Origin of the sequence: Streptomyces sp. NPDC005402 (assembly GCF_040606575.1) — a bacterium.
GTDB lineage: Bacteria > Actinomycetota > Actinomycetes > Streptomycetales > Streptomycetaceae > Streptomyces.
The window spans coordinates 70,078-83,921 of record NZ_JBEXFB010000022.1 but is presented as its reverse complement, the minus strand read 5'-3'; the positions used below and the strand labels follow the sequence as shown (position 1 = coordinate 83,921).

Annotated in this window: 21 protein-coding genes and 1 tRNA gene; 2 read left to right on the top strand and 20 right to left on the bottom strand. The window is 69.0% G+C overall.

The window, feature by feature from the left end; genetic code table 11:
• Positions 1-49: 49 nt before the first annotated feature.
• Together ABZT02_RS34360 and ABZT02_RS34355 are read left to right on the top strand one after the other, a co-directional pair.
• Positions 50-121, top strand: a tRNA-Arg gene (locus ABZT02_RS34360).
• Between the two features lie 431 nt (positions 122-552).
• On the top strand, positions 553-864 hold the full coding sequence (locus tag ABZT02_RS34355; protein ID WP_356024662.1) for a hypothetical protein: 312 nt from the start codon (positions 553-555) through the stop codon (positions 862-864).
• A gap of 522 nt (positions 865-1,386) precedes the next feature.
• On the opposite strand, the gene ABZT02_RS34350 is transcribed toward ABZT02_RS34355, so the two are convergent.
• From ABZT02_RS34350 to ABZT02_RS34255, 20 genes are all read right to left on the bottom strand, one after another.
• On the bottom strand, positions 1,387-2,850 hold the full coding sequence (locus tag ABZT02_RS34350) for a site-specific integrase (protein WP_356024660.1): 1,464 nt from the start codon (positions 2,848-2,850) through the stop codon (positions 1,387-1,389).
• On the bottom strand, positions 2,847-3,017 hold the full coding sequence (locus tag ABZT02_RS34345) for a helix-turn-helix domain-containing protein (RefSeq protein WP_356024836.1): 171 nt from the start codon (positions 3,015-3,017) through the stop codon (positions 2,847-2,849). The genes ABZT02_RS34350 and ABZT02_RS34345 overlap by 4 nt, the downstream gene beginning before the upstream one ends.
• A 4-nt stretch (positions 3,018-3,021) precedes the next feature.
• Positions 3,022-4,197, bottom strand: coding sequence for an AAA family ATPase (locus ABZT02_RS34340; protein WP_356024658.1), 1,176 nt, complete (start codon positions 4,195-4,197; stop codon positions 3,022-3,024).
• On the bottom strand, positions 4,194-5,093 hold the full coding sequence (locus tag ABZT02_RS34335; RefSeq protein ID WP_356024655.1) for a bifunctional DNA primase/polymerase: 900 nt from the start codon (positions 5,091-5,093) through the stop codon (positions 4,194-4,196). Before ABZT02_RS34335 ends, ABZT02_RS34340 begins: the two co-directional genes overlap by 4 nt.
• An 87-nt stretch (positions 5,094-5,180) precedes the next feature.
• Positions 5,181-5,681 carry a single-stranded DNA-binding protein gene (locus ABZT02_RS34330; protein WP_356024653.1) on the bottom strand — a complete coding sequence of 167 codons (501 nt, stop codon included), beginning with the start codon at positions 5,679-5,681 and terminating at the stop codon, positions 5,181-5,183.
• A 5-nt stretch (positions 5,682-5,686) separates the two neighbouring features.
• Positions 5,687-6,028 (bottom strand): MazG-like family protein, encoded by a 342-nt coding sequence (locus tag ABZT02_RS34325; protein WP_356024651.1) that lies wholly within the window; start codon positions 6,026-6,028, stop codon positions 5,687-5,689.
• On the bottom strand, positions 6,025-6,336 hold the full coding sequence (locus tag ABZT02_RS34320) for a hypothetical protein (protein WP_356024648.1): 312 nt from the start codon (positions 6,334-6,336) through the stop codon (positions 6,025-6,027). The genes ABZT02_RS34325 and ABZT02_RS34320 overlap by 4 nt, the downstream gene beginning before the upstream one ends.
• 12 nt (positions 6,337-6,348) lie before the next feature.
• On the bottom strand, positions 6,349-6,948 hold the full coding sequence (locus ABZT02_RS34315; protein WP_356024646.1) for a hypothetical protein: 600 nt from the start codon (positions 6,946-6,948) through the stop codon (positions 6,349-6,351).
• Positions 6,949-6,959: 11 nt separating this feature from the next.
• On the bottom strand, positions 6,960-7,148 hold the full coding sequence (locus tag ABZT02_RS34310; protein WP_018087415.1) for a hypothetical protein: 189 nt from the start codon (positions 7,146-7,148) through the stop codon (positions 6,960-6,962).
• Positions 7,149-7,182: 34 nt separating this feature from the next.
• The gene (locus ABZT02_RS34305) at positions 7,183-7,434 is read right to left on the bottom strand and encodes a hypothetical protein (protein ID WP_356024643.1); all 252 of its coding nucleotides are present in this window, start codon (positions 7,432-7,434) and stop codon (positions 7,183-7,185) included.
• 141 nt (positions 7,435-7,575) lie between these two features.
• Positions 7,576-9,816: a cell division protein FtsK gene (locus ABZT02_RS34300; RefSeq protein ID WP_356024640.1), complete on the bottom strand. Its 2,241-nt coding sequence runs from the start codon at positions 9,814-9,816 to the stop codon at positions 7,576-7,578.
• A 153-nt stretch (positions 9,817-9,969) separates the two neighbouring features.
• Positions 9,970-10,272 (bottom strand): hypothetical protein, encoded by a 303-nt coding sequence (locus tag ABZT02_RS34295; protein ID WP_356024638.1) that lies wholly within the window; start codon positions 10,270-10,272, stop codon positions 9,970-9,972.
• 2 nt (positions 10,273-10,274) lie between these two features.
• The gene (locus tag ABZT02_RS34290; protein WP_356024636.1) at positions 10,275-10,442 is read right to left on the bottom strand and encodes a pRL2-8; all 168 of its coding nucleotides are present in this window, start codon (positions 10,440-10,442) and stop codon (positions 10,275-10,277) included.
• A gap of 2 nt (positions 10,443-10,444) precedes the next feature.
• Positions 10,445-10,762, bottom strand: coding sequence for a hypothetical protein (locus tag ABZT02_RS34285; RefSeq protein ID WP_356024634.1), 318 nt, complete (start codon positions 10,760-10,762; stop codon positions 10,445-10,447).
• A gap of 2 nt (positions 10,763-10,764) precedes the next feature.
• Positions 10,765-10,968, bottom strand: a complete 204-nt coding sequence (locus ABZT02_RS34280; protein WP_356024631.1) for a hypothetical protein — start codon at positions 10,966-10,968, stop codon at positions 10,765-10,767.
• Positions 10,965-11,369 (bottom strand): RRQRL motif-containing zinc-binding protein, encoded by a 405-nt coding sequence (locus ABZT02_RS34275; RefSeq protein ID WP_356024834.1) that lies wholly within the window; start codon positions 11,367-11,369, stop codon positions 10,965-10,967. Before ABZT02_RS34275 ends, ABZT02_RS34280 begins: the two co-directional genes overlap by 4 nt.
• Positions 11,369-12,019: a GGDEF domain-containing protein gene (locus ABZT02_RS34270; protein ID WP_356024629.1), complete on the bottom strand. Its 651-nt coding sequence runs from the start codon at positions 12,017-12,019 to the stop codon at positions 11,369-11,371. The genes ABZT02_RS34275 and ABZT02_RS34270 overlap by 1 nt, the downstream gene beginning before the upstream one ends.
• Positions 12,016-13,035 (bottom strand): DUF2637 domain-containing protein, encoded by a 1,020-nt coding sequence (locus tag ABZT02_RS34265; RefSeq protein ID WP_356024627.1) that lies wholly within the window; start codon positions 13,033-13,035, stop codon positions 12,016-12,018. Before ABZT02_RS34265 ends, ABZT02_RS34270 begins: the two co-directional genes overlap by 4 nt.
• Positions 13,032-13,220: a hypothetical protein gene (locus ABZT02_RS34260; protein ID WP_356024624.1), complete on the bottom strand. Its 189-nt coding sequence runs from the start codon at positions 13,218-13,220 to the stop codon at positions 13,032-13,034. The genes ABZT02_RS34265 and ABZT02_RS34260 overlap by 4 nt, the downstream gene beginning before the upstream one ends.
• Positions 13,217-13,510 carry a hypothetical protein gene (locus ABZT02_RS34255; RefSeq protein ID WP_356024622.1) on the bottom strand — a complete coding sequence of 98 codons (294 nt, stop codon included), beginning with the start codon at positions 13,508-13,510 and terminating at the stop codon, positions 13,217-13,219. Before ABZT02_RS34255 ends, ABZT02_RS34260 begins: the two co-directional genes overlap by 4 nt.
• Positions 13,511-13,844 lie beyond the last annotated feature (334 nt).

The window sequence follows — 13,844 nt, the reverse complement described above, 5'->3', positions numbered from 1 at the left end:
GCTGGTAGTGTTCTACCCGTCGCCACGAGCCACCAGCTCACACCGACACGCCCCCGTAGCTCAGGGGATAGAGCAACGGCCTCCGGAGCCGTGTGCGCAGGTTCGAATCCTGCCGGGGGCACTCGCCAGTCAGCCAGCAGAAACCATGCTCTGACCAGTGCGGATGCCGACATGAGAGAGCGGGAGTCAGTCTCACTGACTCCCGCTCTTTCTCGTTGCTGCGCACTGTTTGTGTGTGAGGGGTGTGTGGGCCATTGGGCTGGGCCAGCCGGTCCCACAACTCAGCTTGTAGCTGCCCATTCACCCCGTCCGCTGCCCACTCTCTCGGGGAGCGACCACCCCTGAACCAGGGCATGCGCGGCACGGTCCGAACCCCCGTGCCGAGTCAACGGGAGACCCATTCGCCCGGCCACGAAGGCCGCAAACCTTACCCATGCGAAGGTTCCACCACTGATAGAGCAGGGAACGCATATTTCAATCGGAAGATCAGACTCCGGATTGGGGCACCTGCAAGTCGTTCCGCCAACCAACCCGCATAGCTAGTCTGTGACCATGAAGCCCGATTCATGGATCTTCACAATCGCCACAGTATCGATGGCTGTTGCGGTCCACTCTGTCGCAAGATTGTTCGTGCTGGACAAGTTAAGCAGGTGGCTTGAAGATCGCGAATATCGCAAGATTCGAAAGAATCTGACTAAACTCATTGAGCATCCCGGCCTATCGGACGAGGCCAGAGCAGAAATTAAACTAGTTCTGGCGGAAGCTGACCTGCTGAGAGCAACGGGACTCAAAGAGGAAGCGAACGAGCGCGAAAGTGAAGGCGCCGCAAAGCTCTCTCCCGAGGTAGGGGAGATGTTGCAGTGACCGAAAACTCCTCGCCCGCAACTGGACCAGCTATGGCGCCAGATCCGACCATAGCGCGCACGATCGAGAAGAACGCCAGTAAGGGACACTCGGTCGCGGCTCTAGGAGGCGCGTTAGCCACTATGCTGGCTACCGGCGGACAGTTTGTTGATGGCACGGGCGGCGCCCTAATGTCCTTGGCTGCGCCAACTGTTGCTCTTTTAATCCCACCTGCATGGCTGTGGGCCATGGAGAGGGCATCGGAGAAACGGCAGGATAAGAACTACGGAAAGACCTTGGCGCATCTCGACGCGTGCTTGGCAGATCCAGCGGCCTCACCGCAACAAAAGAAGAAAGCACAGAAGTCTCGGGAAGTGGCCATGGATGCACACACTAAGAGCCTAATGGAGCGCCAAAATAGAAGATCACGCTGGCTGGACACCTAGTGCGGACACCCATGAACGGTCGATGAGCCGTGGATTCCCCTGAGGGGGGGTGTACGACCTAATACTATCGGTCACACACCCGCCCTTCAGGCCATATCTAACCCCACCCCATGGTCTTTTCGATCTTTTTGTTGTTCTCCTCCTCGCTGTCGTCAATGACGCCCGCGTAGCGGCGGTGGATGACCTCCGGGGAGTTGCCCGCGCGGCGGGCCACCTCAGCTACGGGGAGGCCGGCGCGGAGCCAGTTCGTGATGCACGTAGCCCGCAGGTGGTAAGGCTTGCGAGCCAAGGGCGAGTCCACCTTGTCCGGCGGGAGCGCCAGCAGTCGGGCTTCCTGCCACACCCGCCAGTAGCTGGACGTGCCGAGCAGGTCCCCTCGCTCATTCGGAAAGAGCCGCCCGTCCTTGGCGGTGCCGAATTCCTTCAGGTGCGACCGCAGCATCGCTACGAGCACAGGCGGAATCGGTACCGGCCGATCCGTTCCGGGCGCTCGCGATTTCAGTCCCCGTCTATCGTGGCGATCTCCTGAGTCGGTCCAAATCTTGCCCGAGATCGGCCGCGTCTCACGGAGAGTCAGAGTCCCCCATCCCTTCTCGGGGAGACGACAGTCAGCCAGCTTGAGCCCGACTACTTCCGCCGGACGCATTGCGGCGTACAGGATGCAGCCGAAGAACGCGACCAGACGCCTCCCTCGGTTGCGGTGAACGGAGCCGACATACGAAACAGCCGTGAGGAGTTGCCTCCCCTGTGCCTCGTTGACCAGGATCCTGCGGTCTACTCGGTCGCTTCCCTGGGAGGTAGGCCGCTTCACTCCCGCAAGAGGGTTCTCATCCAGGTACCCCTCCTGAATCGCGTACTCCATTGCCGTGTTGAAACCGCGACGGCGGCGCCTGTACGTATCAGTTGCCGCCGGTACGTCGTCCAGCCTGAACGACAGGCGATAGTGGACGTCACGAACGACCTTGGAGTCCCCGAGAGCCGACACTGGGAGGGTATGCGCTGCGAGCCACGCACAGGCCTTCTCCAGCTCCGGCGGGGGCTCTTCGTACTTGTGGTTGGGTACGACCGCCCAGCGCAGAGCACGCCGTGCATCTTCCGGATCCGGCGCCCCCGGGCTCTCCCCCATCATGCCGAGCCCTACTGTGGCAAGACTGTCCGCCAGTCCCTCACGGGTCTTCGCGGCAGCGGTACGCCATCGAACGCCCATGTACTCGCGAGCGAAATCCCACCACGAAGGGTCTGGCCGGGTGTTCGCCTTCGCTTTCTCCGCCGCTGCCCGGAGTTCGGATTCAGGAAGCCCTGTTTCTTTGTCGAAAGCCTCGCCCTTACGCATGGCTTGCCACAGCTCAGATCGGCGGCTCTCGGCAAGGGCCGACGTCGTAAAAGTCGCGTGCCGCACCTTCCCGGCAACCTTCCAACGGAGTTGGTAGGGCGCCGTTTTGCTGGAAATCTTGCTGACTTTCCAGACCCGGACGTCGGTAGAGAGCGTGGGTTCTTCGGGAGCGGCCGGGCGCTCGCCATCTCGAGCGCCCGGAGTCACATTGGTCTTGCGATGGTTCACGCGGCTTCCTCCAGAGCTGCAATCCAGCGCTCCAATTCCGAGCGACGGATGCGCACAGCGCCGTTCGGGAGTTTGATTGCTTTCGGACCTTTCCTCAGCTGTCGCCAGCGGTAGAAGGTCGAGAGGGGCACGCCGATTTCCTCGACAACTTCAGAGATCGTGAGCATTTCGTCACGCGCCACGGTTGGCCTCCCCCGGGTTCTCGTCAGCAGGGTGGGAGTCGGACAGGTGGGACAGTCCTGATTCCGGCTGTCCCACCTGTTTGCGCAGGTCAGGTGACGAACTGGGACAGTCGGACAGCTGGGACGCTCCCGGCGTGCCCTGGGTCCGGGTCTCCGTGTCCGGGTAGTACCGACCCCCGGCGTCCTTGGTGAGCTGTCCGTCTGCGGCCATGCGCGAGCAGGTGCGGCGGACGTTCTCGGCATCGAACTGCGGCAGCGCAGCCACGATGTCCCGGGGGCGTGCGCCGGGGTTCTCCCGGACGTGCCGCAGGATGGCCGCTCGGGTGTCGCCGATGGTGTGGTCCGTGACCGGGCCGTCGAGCATCTGCCAGGCGCCGGAGGCGGCTTGGAACTGAAGCGCGTATTCGGCTTCGTCGACGTCGCGTCCGGTGACGTGCAGGATGCCGTCCGCCTGCCCGCGTGCCCGCTTCAGTACGAGGGTGGCGTCGGCGGCTCCGGCGATCCCGTTGGTGCCGGACACCTCGGTCAGAAAGTCGTCCGAGCCTGCCTTGCGGACGTGATGGACGAGCACCACGGCGATGCCGTAGTGGTCGGCGATCCGCTTGGCGTAGCCGACGGCGACATAGTCCGCGTCGTAGGCGGACACGCCCTGCGGGGCGGGGCCGCGCATCTTGGCGAACACGTCGATGACGACCATGCGGGCTTCCGGGTTGCGCTCCAACCAGTTGGCGATCGCGTCGCTGCCCCCCTGGGGGAAGGGCGGGCACTCGGTGACCAACGTCAGTCCGGCCGGGGCCGGTTGGCCCCCGAGCATCTTGCCCATGCGGGTCTGGAGACGGCGCGGGGTGTCCTCCAAGGCGAGGTAGAGCACCGGACCGCCGTCGACCGGCAGCGTGTCGAAGGCATGCCCTCCGGAGGCGACCGCGAGGGCGAGTCCGAGGGACAACCAGGACTTGCCCACCTTCGGGGGTCCGGCGAGCAGGTTGACGCCCTCGGCGAGAATGCCGGGCACCGCCCACTTCGGCTCCGGGAAGTCGGCAGCCATGAGCTGGTCCGCTGTCCATGCGGTGCGTGGGCGCTCCCGCTTGGGCAGCTCCCGCGGGGCGGCCTGGGGGTCGCTGGGCACGGAGTACAGGTGGAGCGGGGGAATCGGGTTGGTGCTCATGCCGCGACCCTTCGGGGGCGGTTGGCTCCGGCCCGCAGGCCGGAGGCGATGGTGCGGCGTGCCTCGCGCTCGCCCTGGCCGACGCTGAGTCCGGCCGCAACGAGCTGCTCGGTCACGTCGTGCTCATCCAGCTCGCCCCCGGCGACCAGTTGCCCCAGGGCGACGGACGCGATGTAGAGGGCGGTGTTGTGCTCGTGCTCGCCGGAGCCGGTGACGCGGGCCAACTCGCCGCTGAGGGCGGCGGCCAGGAACCTGCCGCGCCGGTCGAGGGCGGTCAGCGGCACCGTGACCGGGCGCTGCGGGGGCAGCGGGGCGGGGCGCAGCAGGTCGGTCAGCCAGCCGGGCAGCGGAGCCACCGGAGCATCACGCGCGATTGTGTAGGGGTGCCCGGCGAAGGTGCTGCCCGCGCCGACCACGAGTCCGCCGACGGCGCGGGTGTCGACCTTCCAGCCGAGCCCGCGGGCGCTGTCCCCGGCCGTGTTGCGCAGCGGCTCGCCCTCGGGTGCGGCGAAGTACAGGTGCGTGCCGCCGCTCCAGGTGCGCACCGTGTACGTGTCGGCGGGGAACGGCTGGCCGTGGCGCTCGCAGAGCACGGCGAACACGTCGGCGCCGTCCGTGACCCCGTGCTGCGCCCAATCGGCCGGCGGGGTGTCCTGCGGGTGCTTGGGCCGGTCCAGGTCGACGATGACCAGCCCGGAGGGACCAGCCGCGATGCCGACGTTGTACCGGGCGTGCGTCCAGCACCGGCTGATGCGCTCACGGTCGGTGGTGGCGCGGGTCTCCCAGTCGCGGACGGCGGGGCGCTTGTCGTTGGGGATGAGGGGGAAGACGTGCCAGTCGCGCGACGCTGCGTCAAGCGCTGAGGCGAGCTGGGCAGAGCCGTCCAGTTCGGGCATGCTGGAGGTCTCCTGTTCTGTCGAAGGGACAAGGGGAAACCGGGGCGGCCGTGGTCTTGTGGTGAGAGACGGCCGCCCCGGGCGCATCTAGAACGGGGGCTCGTCGCCGTAGCTGGCGCTGCCGGAAGCGGCCGGAGCGGGCGTGCCCCATCCGCCCGCGGCAGGGGCCGCGGTGTTCCACGCATCGGCGGCCGGGCCAGACCCGTTGCCGTTGGCGTTGCGCTGGACGCGTTCGACCTTGGCCGTGGCGAAGCGCAGCGAGGGGCCGATGTCGTCGACTTCCAGACCGAGCATCGAGCGCTTCTCGCCCTCCGGGGTATCCCAGTTGTGCTGACGCAGGCGGCCGGTGACGACCACCCGCATGCCCTTGGTCAGGCTCTCGGCGACGTGCTGAGCAAGGTCGCGCCATGCGGTGCAGCGCAGGAACATCGCGGTGCCGTCCTGCCACTGGCCGGAGGTCTTGTCGTAGGAGCGCGGGGTGGAGGCGACGGAGAACTTGACCAGCGCGGCCCCCGACGGCGTAAAGCGCAGTTCGGGGTCACCCGCGAGGTTGCCGACGATGGTGATGGTGGTCTCGCCTACGGACATGAGGATCACTCGCTTTCGGTGCGGCTGGGCTGGGCAGTGGCGTTGAGCCGCCGGGCGGCGGCGTCCAACTTGGCGGTCAGGGCGGCGGGCGGGGCGGCGCTGAAGGCGTGCAGGGCGACGGCGGCGGCGATGATGACGTCGCACAGTTCGTCCGTCACGTCCGCCGCGGTGTGGGTGATGCCCTTGCGCGGGTTCTGGCCGGTCATGCCGATGTAGGCGGCGGACGCCTCGCCCGCCTCCTCAACGACCTTGATCAGGCGCATCGCCCTCTCGTGCTCGCCCTCGCCGTTGGCGGCATCCAGGGCGGTGACGATGCGACCGACGACCGGCCACAGGATCGCGCTCATGCGGACTTCCTCTCTGTGCTGGGCAGTTGCAGAGTCATGAGCTCGGGTGCGGTTCGCTTGGACAGCTGCCGCACGGTGGTCTGCTTGCTGGTGGGTGCGTCGTCGTGGAAGCGCTGCGTGCCCAGATCGCGGATCCCTGCCCGGTAGCGGGGAGCCTCGGGGTGGGCGTCGTTCCACTGCTCCGCACACACCTTGTGGACCGGCTCTTGGGTGTGCGAGCGCATCGGCGTGCGCGTGCCGCACAGGACACAGGGCAGGTCCTCGAACCGGTCGAAGTGCGACGCGTCACGCCAGATCAGGAGTCGCACACCGGCCCCTTGTCACGTGTCCCGGTGGCGCGCGGGCAGCTCCGGCAGGCCCGCGCGCTCAAGGGCTGCGGCATCGAAGCCGGGCAGCGCGGCGCGGGTGACGAGGGCGGCGGCGAGCTGTTCGACGTAGGCGGCGCCGGTACGGGCCACCTCTACCTGCGTGGTGGCGCGCAGGGTCTCGATCCGCTCGATGTGGGCGCGTTCCTCGCGCCGGTCGGTGATGTCCCGCTCGTGAGCGACCGTCTCGCGGCGGTCCGTGCGCCAGTAGCGGGCGGCGAGGGCGTAGGCGCCAGTGGTGGCCAGAGACCACAGCAGCAGAGGGAGCGGCATGCCGTCGGCGTATCCGGCCACGCCCGCGAACGCGAGCGCGCCGGAGGCGGCGAACGCGGTGCCCACGAGGACGGAGTCGCCGGTGCTGTTGCCCGCGGCCACGCCCGCGGCGGCGGCTCCCAGCGACAGGGCGCCCATCAGGACGGCGCTGCCGACGGAGTGTTCGGCGCCGTTGGCGTTCCAGATCCGGGCCAGCGCGAGCACGGTTGTGGTGGCGATGGCCGGCGCGGCCTTGGGCGCGGCGATGGCGAGCCAGTGGCGGGCGATGATGGGTTCGTTCACGGCCGTACTCCTCACAGGTCCGGGAGCGCGTTGACGATGGCGCTCATGAGCTGGTTGACGGTGTCGGCGGCGCCGGTGGAGGCGAGGTAGAAGCCGAACATCACGGCCACGAACGCGCTGCCGGGGCCGAGGGTCTTGGAGCGCAGCAGCATGAAGAGCACGAAGCCGAAGAGCAGGGCGAGGGAGATGGTCACGGCCATGCCGCAACTTCCTTTCCGTGGGGCGGTGTTGGGGTCAGCGGGTGCCTGCGCGGTAGGTGCGGGCGGCGCGGTTGTAGAGCCAGCGGCCGACGCGTATCCGCTTGCCGTGGCCCTTGCAGCGGCGGCACGTCTTGCCGCGCTTGGGCTTGCCCTTGCGGTCGGTGCGCATGGCGAAGCCAAAGCCGCGGCACTTGCGGCAGTCGCCGAACGGGCTCGCCGCACAGACAGAGGCGTAACCGAACGTGACGAACAGCAGGCAGGCGATAGCGAGCAGGATCGGGGTCACGAGAGCCCTCCCAGGGCGGGTTTTGAGGGTTTCCGCAGGTGGGGCCCTATCGGCTAGCTCGCTGATCAGGGCCCATATGGGGCGCTAGCGGGGTCTCTAGCGCTAGAGGGTTGGACCCCTAGCGCTAGAGACCCCTCGCGGTCAGCCCGCGTCCCGCTTCCGGTCACGCTCCGCAATCGCCGTGATGATGTGGGCGCGCTCGAACCCGGTCCGGTTGACGGTCTTGCCGGAGATGCGCCGCGCCACCTGCCCGGTGGTCACGCCGTAGGGCTTGAGCGCGGTGGTGAGCTGGCGTGCCTTGTCGGCGGGTGCCATCTCGCCCCACGCGCCGTACTTCTCCGGCCGCAGCTCGGCGAGCCGGTCGACGGTGGCGTCGTTCCACGGCTTGGCCTCATCCGCCGCGACGACGGCGAGGATGTCCTCAAGCAGCGGGTCGACCGCCTCGCGCCGCTCCGGTGCGGCTCCGGCGGCCATGCCGCGCAGCGTGCCCGCCTCGATGCGGGCCCTGCGGGCGCGCTCGCAGATGGCGTCCGCGGCTGGGTTGTCCATGTAGTAGCCGCGCACGATCTGCGGGTCGTCGGCGGCACCGACCAGGTAGCCGATGCCCTTGTCGGACTTGGTGAACGAGGTGGCGCGGATGCCGTTCTTGTAGTTCGACGTGCCAAGGATCATGTCGTTCTCGATCTGGCCCATCACTCGCAGGCAGAACCGGGTGCCCACGTTCGCGCTGATGGCGGGCGGGAGCGAGTCCTTGTCCGGGCGCTGCGTGGCCAGCAGCAGGATCACCCCGAGCGCCCGGCCGCGCTTGATGATGGCCGTGCACAGCGATCCGGCTTCCTTGCCGAACTTCTCGTGACTGAACAGTTCCTGGCACTCATCGATCGCCAGGACCAGCGGGTGCAGTCCCAGCGAGCGGTTCGCGGCCAGCTGCGGGGTGACCTTGTTCTCCGGGCACTTGTCCTTGGGCAGGGAGCTGATGACCTTGGCGCGGCGTTCCAGGTCCTTGTAGACGTAGCGGATCGAATCGAGTGCCGCCGCAGCCGTCTCATCGTCCGGGCCCGAACCGTAGTCCTCGGCGACCTTCTTCAGCGGGTCCAGGTCACCGGTTCCCTTCAGCTCCCACACCAGCAGCTCGGCGAGCACGTCGAGCGCGGCGGCGAGCAGCGGCGTACGCAGGCTGAAGGTCTTGCCCATGCCGGGCATGGCGCCGATGAGGATGTTGTCGTACATCAGCGTCAGGTCGACGTTGCGGCCGCGCTGGTCGGTGCCGAACGGCAGCGGCTTGAACAGCGACGCCGTGCCCGACTTGGCCAGCGGCCAAGTCGGCGAGGGCACCTTGTTCAGGGCCCGGTCCCCCACCCACAGCACCATCCGGCCGGCGTGCTCGTCGGTGACCGGCTCCGGCCACACGCAGCCCAGCGGGCGCCGCAGGCCGGAGGCGAGCTTCTCGCGCCGGTCCAGGATGTCCGGCACGGTCACGCCGTAGGGCAGGTCGACGTCCGCGCGCCAGCCGGGACCGTCGCGGGTGATCGGGGCGGGGAACTTGATGCCCTCCCCGCCCTTGCCGAGCGCCTTATTGATCTCGGCAATGCCGAGCGCTCCCAGGGCGCGTTCGACGATGCCGGAGGTCAGCCGCTCGACTTCGGTCGTGACGACCGCGCGGGAGATGACGGGCTTGTCGGACGGTGCCCCGAGGAAGCCGAATCCGGCCGTCAGCACGGCCAGCGCCAGCACTTCCAGCCAGGTCGGGGCGAGCACGAACAGCACGATGGCGAGCACCGGACCGAGCACCAGGCCGAACAGCAGCAGGATGCTGCGCAGCTTGACGCGGTTGTCGCGCTGCCGGGACAGCTTCAGGTACTCCTCAATGTTCTCGCGCCGGGCGGCAACCTGCCGCAGCGGGTCGCCCTCCGTGTCCGCGACCCACCGCATCGTGCCGCCGATGAACTTCGCGATCCCGGCCGGAGCCTGGAAGGCCAGGCGCAACGAGTACCAGGGCAGACGCACCGCGTGGAAGGCGGTGGTGTGCCAGACATAGCCACCCAGCCAGCCCAGCGCGGTGACGAACTCCGGCTTGGACCGCGCCCACGCCGGGATCACCTCGCGCCGCTGACCCGACCGCAGTCGGTCCATCAGACGCGGACCGGCCGGGGCCGGACCGTCGACCATCACCGTCGGCCGGTCGTCCGGGTCGTCGACCGAGTCTGCCGACCGGTCGACAGTCGGGTCGGCCGACTCGGTCGGCCGGGAGTCGGGGGCGGGGTCGGCCGACTCGCCGCGCGCCGATCGGGCCTTGTTCAGGTCGACTACCTCGGCGCCGGAGTCGGCGGCCAACTCGGCTTCGAGTCGGTTGAACAGTTCGTTGTCGTCGGGGTGGTTCACTGAGGTTCCTTCCACTTTCGGGTGTGAGGGAGAGCGGGCCCGGCCGACGCTGTAGGAGGTGGGCGGTCGGGCCCGTGATGCGATGGTGCGTGCCGTTCAGAGCAGGCGAGGACCGGAATCCGGTCCCCACAACGTGCGTTCGCGGATAGCGGGTCAGCGGTGGTGCTGCTCGCGGTTCTCCGCGTAGCTGAGCTGAGACGGCTTGGTACGCGGGCCGTCGACCCAGCAGAACGGGCGGATGCCGTCGGCGGCCTTGAAGACCCGGACGGCGGTCCCGCGCGGGGTGGCGGGCAGGCTGTAGACCCATCCGCCGTCGATGGAGGCCAGCAGTCGGGCGCCGTGGTGCTCGCACCCGTCAGCCCCCGCCCCCGTGCTGTCGAGCACGGTCACCACGGCCGGACCGACACACTCGGTCGGGTCCTCAAGATGAGCGGCGGGGCAACGGTCCTGGTCCATGCTCACCACCAACTCGACTTCCTCTTGGGCACGAGGGACGGGCAGCCGTTGACCATGTGATCCACGCACTGCGGGCAGTCCTCGCGCGGCCGGAGGCGGCGGTGGACACGCCGGTTGTGGGCGTGCTCCCAACACTGGGGGCACTCACCCGGACGCGTTTCGCGGGCCACGGTCACCACCACCCCGACGACTTCTTGGAAGCCTTCGCGGCGGCAGCCTCGTTCACGATGCGCTGCCGCTCGCTCTGCAACGCGGTGATCTCAGCGGACAATCGGGTCTCGGCGGCACCCCACTCGCTCTCCAGCTTCCGGTCGGCGCGCGTGGTGCTCTTGCCTCGCACGACCCGGACGGAGCCACCGGCCAGGCTGCGCAGGACCGCGCGCCGCTCGCGACCGGACAGCGGCCACATCTCGCGTTCCTGGACGGCCTTGAGCTTGCGTTCCGTCTGCCGGATCTCGCGGTCCAGACGGCTCGTGTTGGGCTTGGCCATGGTCAGCCCCTCCTCGGGTAGGTGTGGCCGACGGGCGGATAGACCTCGACGGCGGTGTCGGTGAGGAGGCCCTCCATGACGACGGCCTCGAAGTCGGCGGCTATCTCGTTGATGGGTTCGTACTCGAACGCGATGTCGGCGAGGTCCAGCAGGTGCCCGGTACGTTCGGAGTCCTCGCGGCGCGTCTCGCGGGTGGAGTTCTTCACGGCTGACCTCCTTGGTCAGACACGGGAACAGGGGTGATGGGGTAGGCGCACAGCACGCACATGCCGAGCGAGGTCGGCAGGCAGTAGCCGTAGACCACCCGGCACTTGGGGCAGGTGCGGCGGGCGAGCATCGCCAGCGCGAGCGCCCCGCAGCGGCGCGAGGTCATCGGCCGTACGGGCTTGGCCAGGTCGACGCGGTAGAGGTAGGCGACCTGCACCCCGCCCTTGCGGCCCCGGTGCTGGCGCATCACCTGTGCGGCGACCGGCTGACCGCCCGGCCGCAAGCCGCGAGCGCGCAACTGGCGGCGGGTGGCGTAGCCGTCCGGGGCGAACCGCCACGGGAACGTGGGCACCCCGAACCGGGCGCCGGACGGGTCAAAGCACTTGCCGTACGCCGCCATCACGCGGCCACCGTGACGATCGGGGCGTCCGTGCGGGCACCGGTGCGTCCGGACCGGCGGCCGGTGACGGTGGCGAACAGCCTGCCGAGCCCAGCACGGCGCATGCCGGCACGGCCCTGCTTGGCCGCGTACATCGCCTCATCCGCCCGCCGCAGCAGACCTGACAGGTCATCGGCGGGGAAGTCCGCGGCGCGCACCCAGCCGAGTGAGACCGTGGTGGAAACGGCCGGGTCCTGGCCGTCGACGGGCCGGGCGAGCACACCGTGCAGCACGGCGAGCAGGTCCCCGGCGGTGCCGTGGTCGTCGATGAGGACGGCGGCGAACTCGTCTCCCCCGAGCCGTCCGGCGACCCCGGACCGACCGACGTGGCGGGCGAGGCGGTCGGCGGTCGCCTTCAACAGCGCATCCCCAGCCGCGTGCCCGAAGGTGTCGTTGATGTGCTTGAACTTGTCGACGTCAGCCAGCACGACCACCGCGCGCGGGTCCTTCAGCAGGGCCGTGGCGCGGCGGGTGAAGCCGTCCCGGGTGCGCAGCCCAGTGAGCGGGTCACGCCGGGCCGTGTTCAGGCAGCCTCGCAGCCACCACACATGCACCGCCCACCCCGCGGCCAGGGGCAGCGCGGACAGCAGGACCATGGCCACGGTGTTCATGCGGCCACCCCCTCGGCTCCGTCGCCGGACGCGTCGTCGTCGGGAGCGTCCACGGGGCGAAGGGAGCGCCCGTCGGACCGTTCGGCGAGCAATGCGTCACGCACCTGCCGGGCCGGGGCGGAGCCGCAGTGCAGTTCCTTGCGCAGCGCCTCGGCGTTGATCTGGCTGTCCGTCCAGTCGGCCGTGATCGTGCGCGCCTCGGCGAGCAGTTCGGCCGTCCTGCGCTGCGCCGTCTTGCCCTTGCCCGTCGTCGGCCGCTTGCGCGGCGGCTTCGGCGCCTCGCCCTTCGGCTTCTCGGCTGATCGCTCCGGCTTCGGCTCCGGGTTGGCCGGTGCGCCGTTGTCGGCGGGGGCCAGCTCGCCCGTGCGCAGCATCACACGCTCACGCCGCGGGGTCTTCCAACGCCACTTCCAGCCGTAGCGCTCGTGCAGGTCCGCGCGGGCCAGCAGCCGCTCCCGCTCGCAGACAAGCGCCCGGCTGTAGGAGGTGACCTCCCATAGCGTCATGCGCCGCCACAGCGCGAACGTGGAAAGCGGCGCCAGGAACCAGCGAGAGAACCGGATCTTTTCCATGCGTCGGCCGGTGGCGGCACCAATCCGGACGGCGTAGACGTGCGCGCCGATCTCGGAGAACACCACCCACAGCAGCGGCATCGTGCCGTGGGCGACCTTGGCCCACACGTCGTGTCCGGCGGCGATGTTGAGCCCGCAGGTGACCAGGGTGAGCACCCAGGGCACGAACCGCACCCACGCCAACGCCATATCCATCCGGATCAGCAGCAGGTTGGCGACGGTGAACACCGGAATAGCCACGTCGATACCGACCGGCAGCATCCACGGCTCACTGAAGCCCCACCGCAGCGCAGCGGCCGACACGGCGTCGAAGGAAGAGATGAGACCGAGCGCGCCGACTCCGGCCGCGGCCAGCGCGCCGACTCCGGCAAGGCCCATCTCCGGCTTGGTCAGCGGCGGTACGGCCGAACGTTCGGCCGCCTCTGTCGTGTCCGTGGTGGTCATCGCGCACCGCCGTTCCGGCGCCCGTTGCGCACCCATCCGGCGAACTGCATGGCGAACCCGACAGCGGCGATGCCCATCAGCTGCCGATCCCCGGTCACCAGAGCGGCGATGGAACCGGTAAGCGCAATGGCCACGCCCGCGAGGACCAGGGCGAAGCCCTTCGGGGTCGGGGTCTGGGAGGTCATGCCGCCGCTCCCTTCCGGGACGGCCGGCGGCGCGCGGCCGGGCGAGTCAGCGGGATGACGTTGAACAGCTCCGGGGCGTGCGCCTCGATCACCTCGGCGGCGATGCGGGCCACGTCGTCCGGGAGCTCCGGGTTGTCGGCGAGGATGTCGCGCGCAGCGTCCTTGCGGGCGGCGCGCTCTTCCTCGGTCTCGCCCTCCTCCCCCAGCCACAGTTCCGGCGGGGTCCCCAGGGCCAGTTCGATGAAGTCGTTGGCGGAGACGGCCTGATGGCCGCCGATGTAGGCACGCATGTAGCGCTCCTGATGTCGAAGGGTTGGGGAGTTCCGGGCGGTCGTGGCCTGGTGGTGAGAGGCGACCGTCCGGGATGTGCAACCCCATGCCGCGGGTGCGGCAGGGGCAGTGCCCCGGCCGGGAGTCGAACCCGGCCTGCGACCATCAGGGCGATTTGCGCTGTTCAGCACACGGACCGAAGCCCGCGTGCGCCGCCTACTTGGCCGAGGAGAGGCGGCATGATCCCCATTCAGTTGTCAAAGGTCAGACGCTCCCGGCAGGTGCGGTAGCCCCTGGAAGGGACTCCCGTAGCCGCAAAGCCACAGGACCCGCCGGACGTACATCGGTGCTGCA